The sequence below is a fragment of the Pseudomonas rhodesiae genome, assembly GCF_007858255.1.
Taxonomy (GTDB): domain Bacteria; phylum Pseudomonadota; class Gammaproteobacteria; order Pseudomonadales; family Pseudomonadaceae; genus Aquipseudomonas; species Aquipseudomonas rhodesiae.
Genome location: NZ_VFEU01000008.1, coordinates 177222 through 197703, shown reverse-complemented (window position 1 = coordinate 197703; position 20482 = coordinate 177222). Strand labels below are relative to the sequence as shown.

16 protein-coding genes, 1 tRNA gene and 1 pseudogene are annotated in these 20482 nt (G+C 52.1%); 11 read left to right on the top strand and 7 right to left on the bottom strand.

The features are described 5' to 3' along the window. Position 1: 1 nt before the first annotated feature. The 4 genes from FIV35_RS14825 (at position 2) to FIV35_RS14810 (ending at position 4588) form a co-directional block, all read left to right on the top strand. Positions 2-757 carry a hypothetical protein gene (locus FIV35_RS14825; protein WP_034136936.1) on the top strand — a complete coding sequence of 252 codons (756 nt, stop codon included), beginning with the start codon at positions 2-4 and terminating at the stop codon, positions 755-757. Further along, positions 736-2064, top strand: coding sequence for a Qat anti-phage system QueC-like protein QatC (qatC, locus tag FIV35_RS30165; RefSeq protein ID WP_331716807.1), 1329 nt, complete (start codon positions 736-738; stop codon positions 2062-2064). The genes FIV35_RS14825 and qatC overlap by 22 nt, the downstream gene beginning before the upstream one ends. Before the next feature lie 36 nt (positions 2065-2100). Further along, positions 2101-3588, top strand: coding sequence for a hypothetical protein (locus tag FIV35_RS14815; RefSeq protein WP_146374994.1), 1488 nt, complete (start codon positions 2101-2103; stop codon positions 3586-3588). 924 nt (positions 3589-4512) lie between these two features. Next, positions 4513-4588, top strand: a tRNA-Thr gene (locus FIV35_RS14810). A 62-nt stretch (positions 4589-4650) separates the two neighbouring features. On the opposite strand, the gene FIV35_RS14805 is transcribed toward FIV35_RS14810, so the two are convergent. Genes FIV35_RS14805 through FIV35_RS14790 form a run of 4 tightly spaced genes read right to left on the bottom strand, consistent with a single transcriptional unit; the run spans position 4651 to position 10260 of the window. Further along, positions 4651-5031 carry a hypothetical protein gene (locus FIV35_RS14805; protein ID WP_052198916.1) on the bottom strand — a complete coding sequence of 127 codons (381 nt, stop codon included), beginning with the start codon at positions 5029-5031 and terminating at the stop codon, positions 4651-4653. Next, positions 5028-6989, bottom strand: coding sequence for a site-specific integrase (locus FIV35_RS14800; protein ID WP_146374992.1), 1962 nt, complete (start codon positions 6987-6989; stop codon positions 5028-5030). Before FIV35_RS14800 ends, FIV35_RS14805 begins: the two co-directional genes overlap by 4 nt. Continuing rightward, positions 6986-8836 carry a hypothetical protein gene (locus FIV35_RS14795; RefSeq protein ID WP_146374990.1) on the bottom strand — a complete coding sequence of 617 codons (1851 nt, stop codon included), beginning with the start codon at positions 8834-8836 and terminating at the stop codon, positions 6986-6988. The genes FIV35_RS14800 and FIV35_RS14795 overlap by 4 nt, the downstream gene beginning before the upstream one ends. Then, positions 8833-10260 (bottom strand): site-specific integrase, encoded by a 1428-nt coding sequence (locus FIV35_RS14790; protein ID WP_083377910.1) that lies wholly within the window; start codon positions 10258-10260, stop codon positions 8833-8835. Before FIV35_RS14790 ends, FIV35_RS14795 begins: the two co-directional genes overlap by 4 nt. 518 nt (positions 10261-10778) lie before the next feature. Between FIV35_RS14790 and FIV35_RS14785 the strand changes: the two genes are divergently transcribed. Then, positions 10779-11084 carry a DUF6388 family protein gene (locus tag FIV35_RS14785; RefSeq protein ID WP_034095837.1) on the top strand — a complete coding sequence of 102 codons (306 nt, stop codon included), beginning with the start codon at positions 10779-10781 and terminating at the stop codon, positions 11082-11084. A gap of 69 nt (positions 11085-11153) precedes the next feature. Here the strand turns inward: FIV35_RS14785 and nadC are convergent, their stop codons facing one another. Next, positions 11154-12002: a carboxylating nicotinate-nucleotide diphosphorylase gene (nadC, locus tag FIV35_RS14780; protein WP_034095838.1), complete on the bottom strand. Its 849-nt coding sequence runs from the start codon at positions 12000-12002 to the stop codon at positions 11154-11156. Positions 12003-12246: 244 nt separating this feature from the next. Between nadC and FIV35_RS14775 the strand changes: the two genes are divergently transcribed. From FIV35_RS14775 to FIV35_RS14755, 6 genes and pseudogenes are all read left to right on the top strand, one after another. Continuing rightward, complete coding sequence (locus FIV35_RS14775) at positions 12247-14397, top strand: DUF1631 domain-containing protein (protein ID WP_034136939.1); 2151 nt, start codon at positions 12247-12249, stop codon at positions 14395-14397. A gap of 61 nt (positions 14398-14458) precedes the next feature. Continuing rightward, positions 14459-15019, top strand: a complete 561-nt coding sequence (gene ampD, locus FIV35_RS14770; RefSeq protein ID WP_034111723.1) for a 1,6-anhydro-N-acetylmuramyl-L-alanine amidase AmpD — start codon at positions 14459-14461, stop codon at positions 15017-15019. Beyond that, positions 15019-15855 (top strand): regulatory signaling modulator protein AmpE, encoded by an 837-nt coding sequence (ampE, locus tag FIV35_RS14765; protein WP_034095841.1) that lies wholly within the window; start codon positions 15019-15021, stop codon positions 15853-15855. The genes ampD and ampE overlap by 1 nt, the downstream gene beginning before the upstream one ends. A 198-nt stretch (positions 15856-16053) precedes the next feature. Next, positions 16054-17145 (top strand): annotated as a pseudogene (locus FIV35_RS30310) (methyl-accepting chemotaxis protein); the annotation flags it as partial. After that, positions 17122-18051: a methyl-accepting chemotaxis protein gene (locus tag FIV35_RS30305; protein WP_414860534.1), complete on the top strand. Its 930-nt coding sequence runs from the start codon at positions 17122-17124 to the stop codon at positions 18049-18051. The pseudogene FIV35_RS30310 and the gene FIV35_RS30305, both read left to right, overlap by 24 nt. 127 nt (positions 18052-18178) lie before the next feature. Beyond that, entirely contained in the window at positions 18179-18610 is a 432-nt protein-coding gene (locus tag FIV35_RS14755) for a hypothetical protein (RefSeq protein WP_034136941.1), read from the top strand. Here the strand turns inward: FIV35_RS14755 and FIV35_RS14750 are convergent. Continuing rightward, positions 18557-19333: a TatD family hydrolase gene (locus FIV35_RS14750; protein ID WP_034136942.1), complete on the bottom strand. Its 777-nt coding sequence runs from the start codon at positions 19331-19333 to the stop codon at positions 18557-18559. The two genes, FIV35_RS14755 and FIV35_RS14750, sit on opposite strands and share 54 nt — an antisense overlap. A 2-nt stretch (positions 19334-19335) precedes the next feature. Then, positions 19336-20331, bottom strand: a complete 996-nt coding sequence (cra, locus tag FIV35_RS14745; RefSeq protein WP_034111727.1) for a catabolite repressor/activator — start codon at positions 20329-20331, stop codon at positions 19336-19338. Positions 20332-20482 lie beyond the last annotated feature (151 nt).

Here is a 20482-nt window from a genome sequence, read left to right as displayed (position 1 = left end):
CATGGGCACATCGACTTCAAGTAAAGGGCCTGGAGGGAATTCGCCTTATGTTCCTGGCTGGGTAGACACAAACGGACTACCTCCAATACCCCCGGTCCCACCACAGCGATTCAAGGACTTCCGCACGAGCCTAGGAAAATTCGTCGCCAGTGGTGATGGTGATTACCTTCGTTCAGCAGTGAGCAGCTATGCAGGTGCTGCAACCGGTGGCAGCGTTGTCGGTTCCGCCAGATTTGGGTCAATGGCAGGGGCGGGCGGAGCGCTATTCGGAGCAATGGCGGCGATCCGTGAAGGGCAGTCGATTCCGGGCCTTGATTTGGCATCTCTGAACGGACAAGACACTGATCTTGCAATTAGCATTATCGTGCAGGCTCTGGCAATCGAGGACGGCGATTCTGATCGTGTACGCGTAGCAATGAACGAGGCACTTTCTGAGTGCCTTCAAGGTTACGACGAATTTGATTTTTCGAGAATCACGGACGAGATGCTTGTGCAAATGATGCTGATCTACGTGACGAACTGTGTGTTCGGTCAGGTTGTTCTGGATTCGAATGATGCCTTTGCTAAAGCCAAGTCGGCTGGTCAAGTGGAACAAGCGGAGAAGGACCTGCACTCGCTGGTTGAGTCAGTTACAGATAAACATATGCGCCCACTGTTGAGTGGCAGCCTGAAGTCGTTCACCTCCGCCAGAGTTGAGCAGGTTCAGCTACTCGCTATCAAGGAAGTGTGGAGTGAATGGGAGAGCTACGAACAGTGACTAATCTTATTTTTCATCATGAACCCCATTTGCTACCACCACCGTCGAAGAATGTTATTCCTGTACTGATGTACGGCACCCGGCCTCCAGCTCGTGGTACTTGTTCTATAGGGGGGCCGGTCAGGGCTGAAGTACGGCGACTGGGGGCGCCGGTCAGTAGAGTTGGGTTCGATTTGTTGACCATCGCGATGGCTATCACCGCCGCAGACACGTTCGTTGATAAGGCGGAAGCCGACGATGGGTGGGCTCGGGATCTACGCTTGTCGATTCCCATTGCCGATCCAGATCTTTGGAAGCCTGCCATCCCGCTACTCCAGAGGACGCTGCATTTTCTGAGTGGGGACACTTGGGATATTACGCTGTTGCCAGATGGACCCCGTCAGCTACCGTCGCAGAAACGCGGTCATATAACGGTTATGGCAGGCCATGACTGTGTAAGCCTTTTCTCTGGCGGCATGGACAGCGGGATCGGTGCGCTAGACCTGTTAGCCAGTGGACGGCGCCCTCTGCTGATCAGTCATTCCTATAGAGGTGACTCAGAAAAGCAGATCGCGATTCGTGGCCAGCTTCCTATCAATGTCTCTAGATTTGCCGCCGTAGCGAATCCGATTTCTTGGCTGGGGACCCAGACCGATGTGCAAATGCGTACGCGTAGTTTTAACTTTCTCGCATACGGCACGCTTGTGGCATCGACACTTGCTCAACTCCGCGTCGCAGGCCCCCCTGTGGAGTTGTTCGTTCCAGAGAACGGGCTGATCGCGTTGAACCCTCCAATGACTCGAAGGCGTATCGGAGCACTGAGCACACGAACCACCCATCCTTACTATCTGGGGTTGTTTCAGCAGATTCTAGATATGGTTGGTCTTCCAGTAAAAATCGCTAATCCGTACTCGCTAAAGACTAAAGGTGAGATGCTGCTTGAATGTTTGGATCAAGCTACTCTTGGAAAGTTAGTCTCAGATACAGTCTCATGTGGTAAGTGGAAACGAACGCACGTGCAGTGCGGAAAGTGCGTTCCATGCATTATCCGCCGAGCTTCATTCCACGCAGCGAGAATGGTCGACGCGACCACTTATGGCTCTAAAGGACAGGATCTCGCTTCTGTTATGAGCGACAGAGCGGCGCGAGATGACCTCATGGCAATGATTTTAGCCGCAAAGAGGCTTCCACATGTAGATGTTAGGAGATGGGTTCCTCAAGCTGGGCCTCTCCCTACAGAGAGAAAAGAACGTGACGCTCTGATCTCTATAGCGGATAGGGGAATGAAAGAGGTTGGAGCGTATTTAGCTACCCTTGGACTTCTTTGATGATTTTCAACGGCCAATATTAAGCTTGAACTCTCTATGCAGGAACAGAGTTTGCTTTATGTACGCCTCCATGTCCTGAAAAATGAGTATATACGCATGAATTTATGGGGTTGGAACTCCTTAGAATTGCCAAGCTTTAGTGGCCCGATTACGCTTAAGTCACACTCTTTATTGATGGCTGATATTAGTAACGTGGTCGTTGCAAGGGACGATAGTCACAGGATAATGCTCAGGGTTTTTGCTAAGCCGAGTGTACATATTCCAGAACAATTGCGTACTCTTGGTGATCCAAGAAAAAGTTGTGATCGGATCCTGTTTAGCAGTCCTCTCGGCGCTGGTGAATTGGGTGGTGTCCTTATGGGTGATAGCAAAACATCGTGGGGGTATGAAGAAAATCATTCAATCGTCGAATATGAAATTGCGGAAGTGAAATTTCAAGCTTCAAACGAGTATCAACCCGCGTATATTGTTGAATATCTAGATAATCTACCTACAGAATTTGAGTGGCCAACAGGGTTTGACGACAACATTACCACCCGTGGAATGCGCACTTTTGATGGAGATGAACTATATCAGTTTCCTATAAAAAGTTTGCGCGAAAGAGCTTTGTGCTCAAGTTTAAAGCTGGATGTCGGTGAGTATACCTGCATTTTGACTGCTATCGAGGATGAAGGAGATGAGGGAAATAAGGAGCGCCGTGGATATTTAGTTTATATCGGCCTGCCAGATGCTTCGACACGTGAAAAAATACGTCATAGCTTATCCTATGCTATTGGTTTGCCATTGATTTATTGTGGCCATACTAATTATTCGGCAGCTGGAGAGCTTTGTGAATTTGTCGCGGTTACTCCTGAAATGATCAACGGCCGTGCTTGGAATATCACTAAAATGCCACCTGCACCTTTAACCATTACACGACATGAAGATGATAAGTATATTGACCCAGATAAGGTTTCTAGAGTTGCAAGTGGTATATACAAAAATATGGGAAGTTATGGCTTAGATTCATTGCCTTGGCGGTTATGGTATGCCGATACGGCCCCGTATTTTATGCGCCCAGCATATTACGGAGCTATGATTGAAGGTTTACAAAAAAGCTATCTAAAAAACAATTCGAAAAAAATTGATGGCCTGATTATTTCAAAGCTGGAGTTCAAAAGGCACCGGGAAACTTTGCAGAAATATATAAAAAAACAAGGCTTCGAGCATTCAGTTGAGGAGATTTATCTCAAGGTATTAAGTAACTGTAATTCTGCGTCACAGGCAGTAAAGGCTAAGAGGTTTTATGAGGGGTTAGGTTTAAAACTTGGAGATCTGGAAGTTTCTGCCTGGCAAAGACGAAATGATGCGGCGCATGGTAATGAGATCCCTGCTTCGGAAATTGACAATTTTATTAGAGTTACCTGCATACTAAGGACTATGCTTAATCGAATCGTATTAAGTTTGACTGGCGGCAGTGAAAGGTATGTGGACTACTATAGTTATACACATCCTGATCGTGCGTTAACGGATCCTATAATTTAATGGGGTGGTGTTCTTGATTATTAAACTACTGATACTAAACATTTAGTTGGTTCCTATGAAGGTTGGTGCGCAGTGACTTTGAACAAGATGGAAGAGGCAGTCGCAGCGCGCACGCATACCGAAATTTGCTGCGCCAAAGTGTCGTAGTTTGATAATGAATCTTGCGCCGTTGTCGATAATAGTTAGACGAACTAGTGAGTGCTGTATGAGTGTCGTTATGATTGTTATCCAGGTGCCAAGATAGCCTGTAATCCTATGGAAATTGTTGGCTGCGAGTGGGCATTAGATCCAGAAATAATCTCCGGTCAATACGACGTTGGGCTAATGGGTAGATCAAGTGTACCTTGTGACCCTGTAATTGCAAAGCAATGGCACTGGTTAGGGCGATCAACAGCTACAGGTAGGTTTGATCTTGTTAAGGCTGGCATGATAGCTAATCCAGCGATTCCGGTACGCATAATAAATTTCAGCCAGAAGGTGAGGGATTTGTTCATCACAGAGACTTACGCTGTCGGGTGGAGCAATGCTGGAGCGGTCGGTGGTAATACGGGCATTCTACTGGCTGTAACTGTTACACTTCTGCCTCATCCCAGCTACCCTCAGTTGACCTGACTTGAAATAGGTCACTGACTGACTCCGCAAATTCCTTAAGCTTTCAGCTGGTAGCCCTTCGTTGAAGGCTTCAAGGTAAGTTATATCCCTGTCCAATCGTTTAAACTCTACTGCGTTTTATAGCCCTCGTTACAGGTTCTTGGAGCTTGAGAGCAGCTCATTCGGATTTACAAAAATTGTCCCGTGCAGCAATGTGCAAATTTTGCATTTTGCTTACCACGAATAAAGGCGACAGAGCCCTCATTTTTACGTTCATGTAAGTTGACGGCCAGTAGTCGAAGTAGGTATCGTGACACGTAATGGGAGAGGTACGCCGCTTTAGCTCAGTTGGTAGAGCAGTTCATTCGTAATGAAAAGGTCACCAGTTCGAATCCGGTAAGCGGCACCAGTCCTGTCCAGCAATAAAAGGCAGAAGTCAGTTCTGAAAGCCGACCGATTTGCCTTTACCTGTCAGCGTTTAGGGAAGTCGATAATATTTGACCGCTTGGCTAATATCTTTTCAAGTTCATTTAAGCGTTGAGCTAGCAAAACCTCGCGAGCCCAGGCCTCATTCAATTGCATCTGCAAACGTTTGTTTTTTTTGGTAAGTGACTCGCATTTGGATTTCCATTCAGTGATGTCGGGGCGCGGCTTCCATGAAAGTTGGCACTTCTTGATCGCTTCAAGTATTTCATGGTGCTCTCGTTTCTCTTTGCGAATAAATCCCTTTTTTGCTCCGGCTTCTATCGCTACCGAGTCATTGTTTATCCGGTATTCCCCTTTTTTAAGGATGATAGGAGCATTATTTTCGAGACGAGAAAGAGCTTCGAAGAGTGACATAATGGTGGTCATTGAATTACTCCGTCGGCACTGATCTTTGAAAAGTATTTTTCAGCCTGAGAAAGAATTAATTCGGCGGTTAATCGCTCAGGAGAGTTCAAAGTAAGCTCTGTAGTAAATTGTTCATATATGAATAGTGCTTTCCGCATTTTCAATGGGTTAATCACAGAGTTTGCGCAACCTTTAAATGAGCATGCTGCAATTGGGTCTATAATCCACAAGTTACATGATGGCTTCGTACAGCCTCCCGTGGGACGGGATACGAAGAAAATCTCACCACGTTTGAAACTTTCCAAAGTTTCTTCTTTTTTCGCTGCCACTTTTACCGGTCCCTGCGATTTAATAAAGTTTTCGATCCAGGTGCCATGGCCCCCTGATAAGTTAACTGTAGATTGGAATACGTCGCGAAAATAAGTTAGCGCTTGTACGGTAGGTTTGCATTCATGGTATTCGTACCTGAAGTGATCGGGATCGTCGCCAAAAAAAGAACCGTATTGTGTGAATCCTTTGGCGTAGTAAATTGTCATCAGCAAAGATAAGTGTTGCAGTTGACGCTTCAGAGACGTTAATTGAACGAGGCCTCCGTCGATAGCATAGTAAGCAAGTGATCTTCTGAATTGATGGCTGGTGAAATGCCAATGTTTTCCGACTGCTAACTTACGTTCATTTGCCCAATCACGACCGATTTCCGTTAGGTAAAGATCTTGCAAGTCTGCTTCGCTGATAACTGTTTCATCAGACCTCAAGAACTTAGCGAATTTGACATGGACTAGGTCGGCAGGAACGATTCTCGAATCACTATTTTTCGCAAATTTGCTATGTGATAGGGCGCTTACGTTGGGGAAAAGCATTTTTTCCTCAGTTGCAGAAACTATCGCGCTGTAGGTATAAATAAATTCAGAAATATCTGCCGCAATTTTGCAAGCTTTTACTCCCGGCGCTCCTATGATCCATTGCGTCTTTTTTCGTCCCTTTTCTAGTTTTGTAGTTGTACCAATGACCCAAGTAACATTATTCCCATCAATAAGTTCATAGGAAATAGGATTGATGCCAAGACTGTAGGCTTCATCATCACGCATACCAGAGTAAGCATGTATGAGAAGCTTGCAAGAGTACTGAATCTCACTTAAAAGCCTGCCCAATTGATTTGTTGATTTAACTCCGCAATTTAAAAGGTATTCTCGCAGACCATGTGCGGTAGCTTCTGCCTCAAAGTTAGAAAGGTCACTTTGCTTATTGCGAGACCTGCTTCGTGATGTGGCAAAGCTGGGAGTTTCCTGACGCTTAGACATGAAGCTTCGAATCAAACTCCATCGGCTTTCGAACTCACTAGTCTTGCGGACAAGTTCAGTAAGAATGTCAGTGTAAATTCGTTGAGGAATAACTGGTGTCTGCGAGTAAGTACTTCTGTTTTTGCGTTTCGTTATTTTCTTTGGTGGCTTTACAGATGTAAATGGGAGGATGTTGCCGAGCTTATACAGCCATTTCCCCAGCGCATACAACTCTTCTTTAAGACGCTTTGACAGAGTTATTGCGAAAGGAATGAACCACTCATGCGATGAGAAAATGTTATATATTGAGATGTCATGGAGTAGGGAGTATTTAGCGGCTTTGCTGAGTAGTGAGTGACGACGAATAATAGTATTAACACTCAGGTTGTTATTGAACCCCTGAGGTGGATGAAGGATCAGAAGTAGAAGAAGTCGGTGTTGATCAATTAGTTCACTATTGAGGTTTTTGATATTTGTATCAAAATTTATAGAAGTATAGGACCTTGTAGTTTGGGCGTACGAGCCCAATTCCCAAGTCATATCTGTAAGGCGTGATGTAATGTTCCCTTGCTCGTCTCTTGAAATTACAAAGTCCTCACCGGGGAGGCGAATTTTGAGATCGGCTGTATTTGTTTTGAAAGGATGTGAGTCAGGTTCCGAAAATTGGTTGAGCGTCGGCAGCGAAAAGGTGCGAGTCATTGAACTAGTCCCAACTTTATAAGGAGGTCGAGGTACTGTTGCCAATAGTCGCTTAAATAACCTTCCTCGATTAATGAACTGCACTCGTCGACAATTACTTTTGTTGTCATATCCGTTGCTAGCTCCGTTATTAGTGAGTCAATAGCAATTATAACGAGCCTGATTGTTTCTTCGTTGCCTAGCTGTGCAGACTTGGTAAGATCACTACAGATGTGCTTAATGCTTAACAGTTTCCAAATATCTTCTTTGTTTCGGTGTACAAGGAAGTGTTCACAAAAAATACAGCATATGTGAGTTGAACAGGATGGAGGTATTTCATTAATAATCTTTATGGGGTTATTGATTTCTGCACATTCGCCAGCTGGGATTTTTGATGAAGGACGAGTATTCTCGATAACTCGGTTAGCAAGTGCAGTAAAATAGTCTGTAATTTCAGTTGCTTGAATCAACCTATTTCCGCGTGAATACTTCTCAGAAAATACTTGCTCGGTGTTTTGCGCGAGCTTCGCGCCTTCTTCAATATTTAGATTGTTTGCGGACCATTCAGTCTTGTATTTTCTAAATTCACTGGCGTTTATTGGTTCAAGTTCAGGGTCAAGAATATCTCGTGCTAGCTTGAAATACACATATATAAAATCCTCAGTAATTTGGGTGGGGATTCCTTTTTTTATTGTAAAAAACAGAAATGGATAATCTTCTCCTTGTAGCAAAAAAGTCCTAAGCTCGATAAATTTTCGAAAGTAAGGTATGAATTTCGATTTTATTTCATAGCTAACGATATGTCCTGCTCTGTTTTTAAAGGCTCGAAATCCTTGGCGTATGGGTTGTAGAGTGATGTTATTGTTCCATGGTAGGTCGATGAAAACAGAAAGATTGGCCCCAGTTACTGCGAATAGCATTACCATGAAAGAGTTATAGGCCCAGCTTGCCAGTTTCAGTCGACGCGGGTGGTATGCATCATTGTTAGCTATGAACAGACGATTCGCTACTTTGAAATGCTCAGATTTAGCTTTTGAAGGTTGATACCCATAAAAGTCCTGTATCCATTCTGAGTTATGGATTTGTCCGTTTGAATAATCCCATATCCAATTGGCATTATGGTGGTTATACCTATCTAGTAGCCTGTGTTTAGTATAAATCCAGCGAGTTGCGGGTATAACCCACGCGCTTTCGTTTGGTAGTTTTAATAAAAAAGGGTAATTTAGGTTTTGGGTGACGAAATTTCCTAGCTGATTAAAAAGATGTAAGGCGAGATTGAGCGCTCTATCCACATTCTTTTTTAGCGGGGCTTCGCAGGAGCTTTGCGGCCGTGACAGCATGAATGCTCCCCTGCCAACATTCGTTTCAGTATCACCTGATGCCCATATAAGTAGCGCCTGCGCGGATGATTGCCTATTACATCCTGCTACTGGACCGAGTTGGCCGTTAGTGACGCAATAATGTAGGTAGAAGCTATATTCTCTGAATAGCAGTTCAAAGTCATTTTTTTTAAGGGTGAGTGGTGATTTTTTTTCATCATACCAATCAAAAAAGTAAATGCCTTCGTATATGCGAGTTCTTACTGATGCTGGTTTGACTACTTTTCTGGTAAGCAAGGAAGCCAAGTGCAAAATAATTTCTTTCGTAAGTAGCGCTCTCTCCGGACACAGAGAGCTAAGATTTACTTCATATCTTCTCCTGTGTCTTGTTCTTTTGATGTAAGAAATTCCGCCAATATCTATTATGGATTTCTTTTTTTCACTGTAAATTACTATGTTTTCAGGGGCGTTATTTTCTAACAGCCAATTTAAGTCGTTGGAGTTTTTGATTTCTTCTAAGTCTACGTATTGCAGTTTGCGCAGGCTCATTTAAAATCGTCCCATTCCTTAAATAAAAAAGTTTCCCACGCATCCTGAGTTTTTGACTCGATTTTGTGGTTGCAATTGTAGCCAAGGTACTGAAGTGCGACATTTATGCTGTTCAGATTTAGCTTTTTTCTGACCATGTTCAGTAGTCTATCTCTCGAGATTTCCCCGCTTTCTACCAGATGCAAATTTGCATTGATCATATTTATGCCACAGGTCGCACGGAGGTCATGGAAGCTGAATGAGCGATAAAAGCCTCTTTTATTCAAAAGCGGTTTTAAGGTCTCTCCAATAAATTTTCTAATCGTTCCGCCATTAAAGTTATGGAGCATACGATGGTCGCTACTTGAGTAGTAGGGATTCCCTTGGTCAGTCAGAAACACGTACTGCTCCCTAGCATCTTTGTAAATGGGGGCCTTAGATTCAAGCTTCTTATAGTCAGGAGAGTCTAGGTAAGTTTTAATTTTGTTGTATACAAGGCCAGATACCTCAAGTATTTGAGGTTTGTCTCTTTTGGTATCTATCCCTGTTCCTGGCCCAGCAGCAATATGTACGTACTCGCCGTTATCCACTGCTTTCTTTTCAAAATGTTTTTTCTTCAGTGTAAATGTGGATTCGATCCGTGCACCACTAGATATGGAAAATTGGAAAGAAAGTCCTATCGAGTAGCGATTCGACTCTCTCAAGCTTTCAAACATTTGTATTTGCTCAGTAGGCTCTAATGGAGTTAGACGGCCACCGTCAATAATAGTAGTGTCATTTGAGCTGCCTTCATTTTCAGCTTGTAATAAAATGGATTTAGACCTTTTGCGAAAATCCCAAATCAGATCAAATCGTTTTTTTTCAAGATAAATGGTTCTCCCAATGTCGTCGTCAATTGGAACAGTTATCTCTGTCTCTTTCCACAAAGGGTATTTAAAAGTGGCGTGCTTATTTTCTTGTAGCCACTCATAAAAGCTTATCGTATTTCGGATTATTCGAATGCAAGAATCTTTGGACTTCCCTAAGCCTAGTCTTTCCCCTAGACGTTCGCAAAGTACGTATGTCGGGCGTAGGACTTTGTGAAGCGAGTCCGATAGATAACTTGTTTCATCTTCGTCTAGAATATTCCGCATTTCTGCTAAGTCTTTTGACTTTGAGAGGATTGTCTCGGGTTCTAGTTCCGGCATGTTTACATTGAATGTTATATCGAAGAGGTAGAGATTAGCCTCCTTCCATAGTTCACCAGTATCCTTGTTCGTAATAATGGGGTATGCATGGATGTCTGTCCTTTGTACCTCTGAGTTTTGGTGCCAGCAGAGCGTTGGGACGCCACCAACCATAGAAGGATTTGTAGTCTCGCCTAAAGATACTTCTGGACGAAGTGGAATAAAGTTTTTGATTATGGTGATGTTCCACATGGGATAAATCTCACGAACAAGTTTCATGAGGTTTGCATGTAGCCTGTTTTTAAGTCAAGTGGGTGATTTTTATACTTGGTTGGTTCTTTATATATTATATAAAATGGTTTAACAGTATCTACAGTTTAACTAAGTTCTGTGCCGGCATTGGTTGTTGTTTCTTGTCTCTTTTGTATATTCTGTATTGGCGTATTTCAGATTTTTCTATTGTTTTGTGCGATCTGTAAGATCAGTGAACGTGTTTTTGTCCAATTGAACGTTTTTTTGTAAGAAAATACCGTTCGTCGGTTTTTTTTAGACTTTATCTCTGACACATTTTTGACTACGCTCTCGGGTAGGAAAAAAGGTATCAAGCTCGCAGGTAGAAGGTCGCAGGTTCGATTCCTGTCTCGGGCACAAAGGCAACACTGTTTCAAAGGCAATGTTTTCAGCTGATCCCAGAATGGTTCTGAAGGCCAGACGAGCCGGCATTCGTGCCTGTTCTTTTGTATCTGCGCAACCTGATGTCCCAGATGCATCCCCATTCCTCGATCTAAGAGAACACCATGACCACGACTGAAATGACCCAGGAAGCCCGGCACGAAGCAGCTCTTGAGCACTACCTCAAGGAATCGCCGCAGCTTAAAGAAGAGATCAAGGACCTGAGCGCCGATGATCAGCGCGACCAGATTCAGTGGGCATTCGAGGATGAGGCCGAAAGCCAGGGCCTCCAACCTTGGGAACTGACCCTCAAGTACACCTCGACACCGGAAGAGTTCGAAGCGCAACGGTTGGTCCTGCACAAGGAAGCGGCCGAGGTGCTGGGTGTGGATTGGGACGAGTATTGCGAGATGAATAACCTGGTGGTTTAGAACAGAGCGGCAAGCTGCAAGGGCGGCACTCGGCTTCCTTGCAGCGTCACGCTGACCGCTTGCCGCTTTTCAGAGGCTCAGCCTCATCGACAGGTCCACCGCCTTCACGTCCTTGGTCATCGCACCGATGGAGATATAGTCCACCCCGGTCTCGGCAATGGGCAGCAGGGTGGTTTCATTGATGCCGCCGCTGGCTTCCAGCTTCGCCTTGCCGCCGTTCAGGCGCACGGCTTCGCGCATGTCGTCGAGGCTCAACTCATCGAGCATGATGATGTCGGCGCCCGCCGCTAATGCTTCGCGCAGTTCCTCCAGACTCTCCACTTCGATTTCCACGGGCTTGCCGGGGGCGATCTTGTGCGCCGCCGTGATGGCCTGTGCAATACCGCCGCAGGCAGCGATGTGGTTTTCCTTGATCAGGAACGCGTCGTACAGACCGATGCGATGGTTGTGGCAGCCGCCGCACGTCACCGCATACTTCTGTGCCAGGCGCAGGCCCGGCAGGGTTTTGCGGGTATCCAGCAATTTGACTTGAGTGCCGGCAACGAAGTCCGCCAGGTACTTCGCGCGTGTGGCGACGCCGGACAGCATCTGCAAAAAATTCAGCGCACTGCGCTCGCCGCTGAGCAGCGAGCGCGCCGGGCCTTCGAGGTGAAACAGCGCTTGATTGGGGCTGACGCGTTCGCCATCGGCCACCTGCCAGTGCACGGCGACCCGAGGGTCCAACTGCCGGAACACCGCGTCCACCCACGCCGTGCCAGCGATGACGGCGTCATCGCGGGTAATGATGGTGGCCTTGGCCAGTCGTTCGGCCGGGATCAATTGCGCGGTAATGTCGCCGCTGCCGATGTCCTCCAGCAGTGCGCGGCGCACATTGGCTTCGATTTCGGCGGTGAGGTCGGCAAGACGGAGATTCGGCATAACAGGCTCCACAAACAAAGTGCGTCGATTATAGGGGCTGTGTGACTGGGAACCCAGCCACCCGCTCATTTGCGCGCAAATCACAGAGGGCGCTGGCGCTTGCCCCCCGGTTTGCAAGATAATCTCGCGCCTTGCAATTGGCGTCATAGCTTTGACGTCCGCTGGCGTGCAGTTATCCACAGGGTTCGATGCGGCCTGTCGATGATTGTCGTCCAACTCAATACCGCCGTTTCAGGAGGCCAGGATGCACAATGACGGAAAGGTGGTGCCGATCAATAAGGCGCGTGCCACGCCATCGCCGCTGGCCCGCCTGCCGGTCGTGTTGCTGCAAGTTCGCGACAAGGCGGCGCAGCAGCTGCAGCAAGGCCTGCAGGAACTCTTCGATAACGCCGACGACACGCTATTTGAAATGGCCGACAAGGCCCGCAGCACCGTCGATCACCATATTTTCTTTGAAGCCATGCGCGACCTGCGCCTCAAGCGCAAAAACTTCGAGCGTGTGTTCATGGAGCGCCTGTTTGCCGCGTTTGCCGGCCTGGGCGACACCGGGCGCGGTGAGCTGCAGTTGGTGCCGGTGGTTTCCTACGATGCGACACCCAGTTCGTCCCATGACGCACTGGAAAAAGCCGTGGCGCTCGAAGCCATGCTGGGCCGCGTCCGGCATCGCGATGGACTGGCACTGTCGCAGCTCACTGCGCGGCTGAGCGCGGTACTCGGCAATGCCCTGGACGAGCGTGAGAACCCCCTGGGCCCGGCGCTGCTGTGCGAATTTTTCTTGCAGGCGGGGCGCAGCCTGGGCGTGGAGATTCGCGTCAAACTGATCATGCTCAAGCTATTCGAGAAGTATGTCCTCAGCGATGCCGATCAACTCTATGCCGAAGCCAATCAATTGCTGGTCGCCACGGGGGTGTTGCCGGAGCTCAAGACCGTGCCTTCGCGCCGTGCCGGTGGGCGGGCCGCCCGTGAACGCTCGCGCGAAGACGCACTGCCGAGCGCCGATCAACCCCTCGACGAAAACGGCCAGCAAGCTTTTGCGGCGCTGCAAGCCTTGCTCAAACCCGTGCGCGGCAGCGTGGCGCCGACCCTCGAAGCCAGCGCCGAACCCCAGCCTATCGCTACGCGGGACCTGCTACGCCTGTTGTCCCATTTGCAGCAGTACGTGCCGACGCCGGACGCCGAGGACGATTTCGACCTGTGCAACCAGCTGGAGCAATTGCTCACCCGTGTCAGCGTCAAGAGCGGCAAGTCAAGGGTGGTGGAGGAGGCCGATGAAGACGTCATCAATCTGATCGCCCTGCTGTTCGAATTTATCCTCAACGACCCTACCGTCCCGGACGCTTTCAAAGCGCTGATCGCGCGCCTGCAAATCCCAATGCTCAAAGTGGCGGTGCTGGACAAGAGTCTTTTCAGCCATGCCGGCCACCCGGCGCGGCGCCTGCTGAACGAAATCGCTGCGATGGCCATGGGCTGCAACCTGTGCGATGACTACCCGCGTGACCCTTTGTACCTGCGCATCGAGCAGGTGGTGCAGCGTTTGCTCAATGAGTTTGTCGAAGATCCGGCGATTTTTGCCCAATTGCTCGCTGAGTTCAGCGCGTTCGCCGCCGATGAGTGTCGCCGCAGCGAGTTGCTCGAACAGCACACCCGCGATGCCGAAGAAGGCCGGGTGCGCACCGAGGAGGCCCGTCAGCGGGTGGCCGAGGTGCTCAATAGGCGGTTGCTGGGCAAAGTGTTGCCCCTCGCCGTTGTGCAGTTTCTGCAACAGGCCTGGAGCCAGGTGCTGTTGTTGGCCAGCCTCAAGCACGGAGAGGAGTCGGTGCAATGGCAATCGGCGCTGCGCACCATGGACGAGCTGATCTGGAGCGTCGGCCTGCAGGAAGACACCGAGGCCGGGCGGCGCTTGCTGGAGCATTTGCCCGGCTTGCTCAAGGCGCTGCGCGACGGTTTGACCAGCGCGGCGTTCGACCCTTTCAGTACCCGAGAATTTTTCGTCCGCCTCCAGGCTATGCATGTGCAGCCGGCGGACGGTGTCGACGAGCTGATCGAAGTACGCGAGCCTTTGGTATTCAGCGAGCGGCCGCTGGACCCAGCGCTCGATCTGGCGCCCAACGATCCTGACCTGCTCAAGGTTCATCAACTGCGGGTCGGCGCTTGGGTCATGTTTCAGCAGGATGGCGTCGTTACCCAGCGCTGCAAGCTCGCAGCGATCATGGCCCCGGCCAACGCGTATGTGTTCGTCAGCCGCACGGGGCTCAAGGTGCTGGAAAAAAGCGTCGGCCAGCTGGCGCTGGCGTTTAAGCAGGGCGCCTTGCAGGTTCTGGACGACAGCCCGCTGTTCGAGCGTGCATTGGATGCCGTAGTCAGTAAGCTGCGGCAACTCAATCACGGCAAGTGATCGCAACCTCGGGGTCGAACGCGGCATACTGGTCACCTGTTGCCCCGTTCAAGGAACCTGTATGCAGTTGGACCCCGCCAGCGGTTGGTGCCAGGGCATTCGTCATTGCCCTTCGCCCAACTTCAATCAGCGCCCCGCAGGCGAAATCTCACTGCTGGTGGTGCACAACATCAGCTTGCCACCGGCGCAGTTCGCCACTGGCAAAGTGCAGGCGTTTTTCCAGAATCGCCTGGATGTCACGGAACATCCTTACTTTGAAGGGATTGCCGACCTACGGGTATCTGCGCATTTTCTGATTGAGCGCGACGGGACGGTGACGCAGTTTGTGTCCTGCCTTGACCGGGCCTGGCATGCTGGCGTTTCGCAGTTCGAGGGGCGGGAAACCTGCAACGATTTTTCCCTGGGCATTGAACTGGAAGGCACGGACGAGCTGCCGTTCACCGATGCCCAGTACCGTGCACTGATCGACCTGACCCGCCAATTGCAGGCGGCTTACCCTGATATCACCCCGCAACGCATTTGTGGCCACAGCGATATCGCGCCGGGACGCAAGACCGACCCCGGCCCCGCTTTTGATTGGAAGCGCTTTCGCAGCGCCCTGCAGGATGGAGGACACACCTGATGAGTTTCCTGGTACTGGTGTTGGCGGTCTGGATCGAGAAGTTCTCGGCCCTGCGTCATCGGTTGCAGCGCGATGGCGGCTGGCTGCGCGAGCTGGCCAAACTGGAATCGAGCCCACGTATGGCGCAGCGGCCTTGGTTGATTCTGACCTTGTTGGTGTTGCTGCCGGTGGCATTGCTGGCGCTGTTGCTGCTGGTACTGGAACCGGTGGCCTATGGCTTACTGGCGCTGCCGGTGCACCTGCTGGTGGTGATCTACAGCCTGGGCCGTGGCGATCTGCTGGCTGATCTGGGCCCGTTCCGCGATGCCTGGCGACGCGGCGACTTGCAGGCCGCCGAGCACGTCGCCGAGCGCGACCTCAAGCTGGGCGCCGACAGCGGCGAGCAACTGCTCGATCGGGTCCAGGGCCACCTGTTATGGCAGGCCTACCAGAGCTTTTTTGCGGTGATTTTCTGGTATTTCCTGCTGGGCCCGGTCGCTGCCCTGGCATATCGCCTGCTGGCGTTGGCCAGCGAACACAGCCAGAACCCGCTGGTCGCCGAGCGCGCCGGGCAAATGCGCCACGCCTTCGACTGGTTGCCGGTGCGCCTGCTGGCCGCCAGTTTTGCCTTGGTGGGCAACTTTGTCGCGGTCAGTCGGGTCATGCTGCACGAGCTACTGAGCTGGGACATCAGCGCCGCCCAACTGGTGGATAAAGTCGGTCTGGCCGCCGCCGAGATACCGGCGCCGGCAGTGGGGGCCGACGGTATCAACAGCCTTGACCGCCTATGGGAACTGCTGCTGCGCGCGGCTGTGCTGTGGTATGCCGGGTTCGCCATCTGGACGGTGTTGCCGTAAAGCGCAGACCGCGTTACGTGGGAGCCTCTTCGGCTCCCACTGGCTGTTAACCTTAAGTTACAAAACTCCCTTTCAAATTGAGCTATACAGACAGAGCGCCAAATAGTGGCTTTCTGCCGCCGCCCTGCGCCCTCAATAAAAATAAAACAAAAAGGGAGTTCACCTGTGAAGAGCTTGCTCTATCCCGCCGTCGCGCTGATGAACCGCCTGAGCTTCGGCCTGAAGTTCAGCCTGATCAGTGTGTTGTTCCTCTTGCCGATGCTGGTCACCAACTATTTCCTGGTGCGCGATTCGTGGCGCGAATTCCAGGGCACCCGCGTCGAACTGCAAAGCCTCGACGTGCTCGGCAGCAGCCTGGCCCTGCGCCGTGACCTGGAAACCCTGAATAATCAGGTACAAATCAACGCCACTCTGGGCCAGTCGGGTAAGGCGGGCGATCTGGAAGGCAAGATCAGCGCCTTGGAGCAGAGCGTACTGAGCCGCTTGCAAGGCTTTACCGCGATGGCCACTGACCCCGAGCAAATCGCGGTGTTCGAGGCCAAGCGCGACGAATTGATCGGCGCGTTCAAGGCCCAGCAACAGGAGACTTCGCTGCTGAGTAAAAGCGCATTGATCGGCAAGCTGCTGAACAAGGCGCAGATGCTCGGCCAGATCGTCGCCAGTCAATCGGGCTTGAGCCGCGACCCCCAAAGCGATCTGCGCCAGCTGACTGAGTTGATCACCAGCGTCACGCCGCAGGTGACCCAAACACTGGGAGAAGGGCGGGCCATGGGCGCCTATTCGCTGGGGCAGGGGTTTCTCAATTCATCTTCCAGCACGCGCTTTGACGAACTGCTGCAGCAACTGGAAAAACTCCACGGCGAATATGGCTTGAAACTGCAGGATGCGCTGGGCTCCAGCAGTGCCGCGCACACGGCGCTCGACGGTCTGGCCAAGGCCAGTAACGCCAGCCTCAAGCAAGGCAGTGAGCTGTTCGAAGAGCAGGTGGTCATGGCGGAGACCCTCGATGCGCCCTGGCAGACGTTCTACGATGCGGTCAGCCAGTTGATGGCCCAGACCTATCAACTCGATGAGGCCACCCTGGGGTTTCTTGAGCAACAGTTGCAGCATCGCCTGACGCAGAACCGCCTGCACATGGTGGTGCTGGTATCGGCGTTGACGGCCGTGTTTTTGCTGATCTTCTACCTCTACGCCGGTTTCTATGCCTCCACGCGCACCACATTGCGACATCTGGGCGCGATGATGGACAAGGTGGCGGCCGGTGATATGACCGTCTCCTTCGTGGCGCGCAGCCGCGATGAACTGGGTGACCTGGGTCAGGTGTTCAACGGCACCGTGGCGAAAATCCACGATCTGATCGAGCGCGTCGGGCACACCGTCAACCAGGTCGAGCAGCAGGCCGGTCAGGTGGAAACGGTCTCGGCGCAGAGTAACCAGGCCGTCTGCGGCCAACGCACACAGATCGAACAGGTGGCAACGGCCATGAACCAGATGTCGTCCACCGCCCAGGAGGTGGCCCGCAACGCCGCCGCAGCCGTCAGCAGCGCCCATAGCGTCAAGCAGGAGACCGTCAGCGGTCGCGGCTTGGTGCAATCCCAGCAGGGCAGCATCGCGCGGTTGGCGTCGGAAATCGACCAGTCGGTGCGGGTGATCAACCAATTGGCCACTGACAGCCAGGCCATCAGCACGGTGTTAGAAGTGATCAAAAGCATCGCTGAGCAAACCAACCTGCTGGCGCTCAATGCCGCGATCGAGGCGGCGCGGGCCGGTGAGCAGGGCCGCGGTTTTGCGGTAGTAGCGGATGAGGTACGTACCCTCGCGCGGCGCACGCAGCAGTCCACCGAAGAGATCGAGCAGATGATCAGTCGCTTGCACAGCGGTGTGGATGCGGCGGTCAAGGCCATGGGCAGCAGCCATGAAATGGCCAATGGCACGGTCGGGCAGTCGGAACAGGTCCAGCAGGCCTTGGAGAATATCCTCGGTGCCGTCGGCATGATCGTGGATCAGAACCAACAGATTGCGGCAGCCGTGGAACAGCAGACCGCCGTGGCCCACGATATCGACCAGAACATCGTCGAAATCAATCGCGCCGGCGAGCATGCCGCCGACGGTGCGCAGCAGACCGCTGCGGCCAGTCAACGCTTGTCATTGCAGGTGGTGGAGTTGAAACAGCTGATCGGCGCCTTCCGCGTGTAAGGCGCAGGCGTAGGACTAAAGTGTTAACGGGTGTGGTGTGCGTCTGAATTTTCCGGGGTGTCTTTTCTGGCCGCGTAAATGAGTGAGAATTTATTTCATTCAAACCGGGAGCCGGGGAGGCACCACGATGACCGCTGCACTCGGCATCAAAGGGCAATGCGCCCATTGCGATATCACCTTTGAACTCAAGCCTTGGCAATTGAATGCCATCGCCATCGAGGAGCCCTTCGACTGCCCGTATTGCCACCGGGAGCTTGAACTCAGATGCCCTCGCCAACTGCGCCATTTCAAGTCCCTGGAATATTGGGCGTTGGTGCGTCCAAGCATGGTGACGTTCACTTGCGTGGTGCTGATCGTGGCGCTGGTGGCAGAGTGGGTGGGGCTGATCAGTGTGATCGGGCAGTTCAATATTTCGCTGGTGGTGTTGCTGGTGCATTTCATGGTGTTGCGCTATGCCCGTCATCGCCAGCGCATCACCCTCAACCTGCACGCCGTGGAACCGACACTACCAATTGAACAGCTCACGCGCATTGCGTGTGCTCGCCTCGGCCAACGATAGCGGGTCGATACCCATATGCTCGGCCAGGGCCTGGCAAATGTCCGGCAAGTGCTCGGGGCTGTTGCGCTGGCCGGGGTACATGGCGGGCGGCATGTCGGGCGAATCGGTTTCCAGCACCACCGCGTCCAGCGGCAGTTGTGCCAGCACCTTGTGCATGCGCAACGCCTGGGGCCAGGTGGCGGCGCCGCCCAGGCCGAGCTTGAAACCCAGCTTGATGTATTCGCGGGCTTCTTCGCGGCTGCCGGCAAACGCGTGAATGATGCCGCCGCGCGGCACGCGGATGCGCTTGAGCGTGGCAATCACCGCTGCATGGCTGCGACGTACGTGCAGCAGGGCAGGCAACTGAAAATCCACCGCCAGTTGCAGTTGCGCTTCAAACAGCTGTTGCTGACCTGCACGGTCCAGGTGTTCGAGGAAGTAATCCAGACCGATCTCGCCCACCGCGCAGAGTTGCCGATGGCCTTGCAGGCGGGTCAGCCAGTCGCCTAATGCCCTCAGATCGGCGGGGCGGTGATCGTCCAGATACACCGGATGCAGGCCGAACGCAGCGAACAGGCTTTCATCCGTCTGCACCAAATCCCACAACCGCTGCCAATTCTGCTGATACACCCCCAGCACCACCATGCGCTGCACGCCCAGCTCGCGGCTGTGGGCGAGGACTTCCCGGCGGTCGCTGTCGAACTCCGGGAAATCAAGGTGCGTGTGGGTGTCGATCAGCGTCACGTTCACGCCTCGTGAATACGCTGCTTGAAGGTGCGGCCGATGGCGTGTACGCCCGGTTGGTACTGCTCTTCTTCGATGGCGGCCAGGGCCAGGCGCAGCGCGGTGTCGGCGATCAACTGATGCTGCTGGGCCATGGCGTTGACCGGCAGCGGCAGGAAGTCCAGCAGTTGGGTGTCGCCAAACGTGCCCAGGCGCAGGGGCCGTGATTTGAGCGGGTAGTCGTGCAGTGCGTCGAACACCCCTTGGAGCAGCACGTAGGACGTCGTCACCAGCGCGTCAGGCAAATGGCCCAGCCGTTGCAGCAATTGCTCCATCAGCTGTCGGCCACAATCGCGGCTGAAGGCTTCGCCGTGTTCGATGAGCATCTCGCCGGTAAAGCCCTTCAACGCTTGCTGAAAACCGGCGGCGCGTTCCTGGCTGATACTCAGCTCGGGCCGCGCGCCGATCAGCACAATCTGTTTAGGCAACGGTTGCAGCAGGCTGCTGGTCAGTTGCTGGCAGGCCTGGCGGTCGTCGCTGACCACCGAACAGAACTGCGCCGGCTCCATCACCCGGTCGATGGCGATTACCGGCAGGCCCTTGGCTTGCAGCTCGCGGTAGCTGTCGTCGCTGGTGGGCAGGCAACTGGCCACGAACAGCGCATCGCACCGCCGGGCGCGGAACAGTTGCAGCAATTGGCGTTCGCTGTCGGCATCGTCGTCGGAGCTGGCGATCAACAATTGATAGCCGCGCGCGCGCGCGCCTTGCTCCAGCAATTTGGCGATACGCGCGTAACTGGGGTTTTCCAGGTCGGGCAGAATAAAGCCCAAGGTGCGCGTGTGCCGGCTGCGCAGCCCGGCGGCCTGGGGATTGGGGGTAAAGCCGTGGGCCTCCACCACCGCACGCACCCGTTCGACGGTGGCGTGGCTGATGCGTTGTTGGGCGGCTTTGCCGTTGATGACATAACTGGCGGTGGTAACGGACACACCGGCCAGACGTGCGATATCACTGAGTTTCAAACCGGGATTTCCTTGTTTTTTGGAGCTTGCCCCGACATTTTGTCCAATCGTAACCGATTACGGCACACGACCAATGTCCCAGCTCAATCGCCGAGTGGTCCTTCAAGGATGCACAATTAACGCGTAATCTGCCTTAAATTCTAGATTAAAC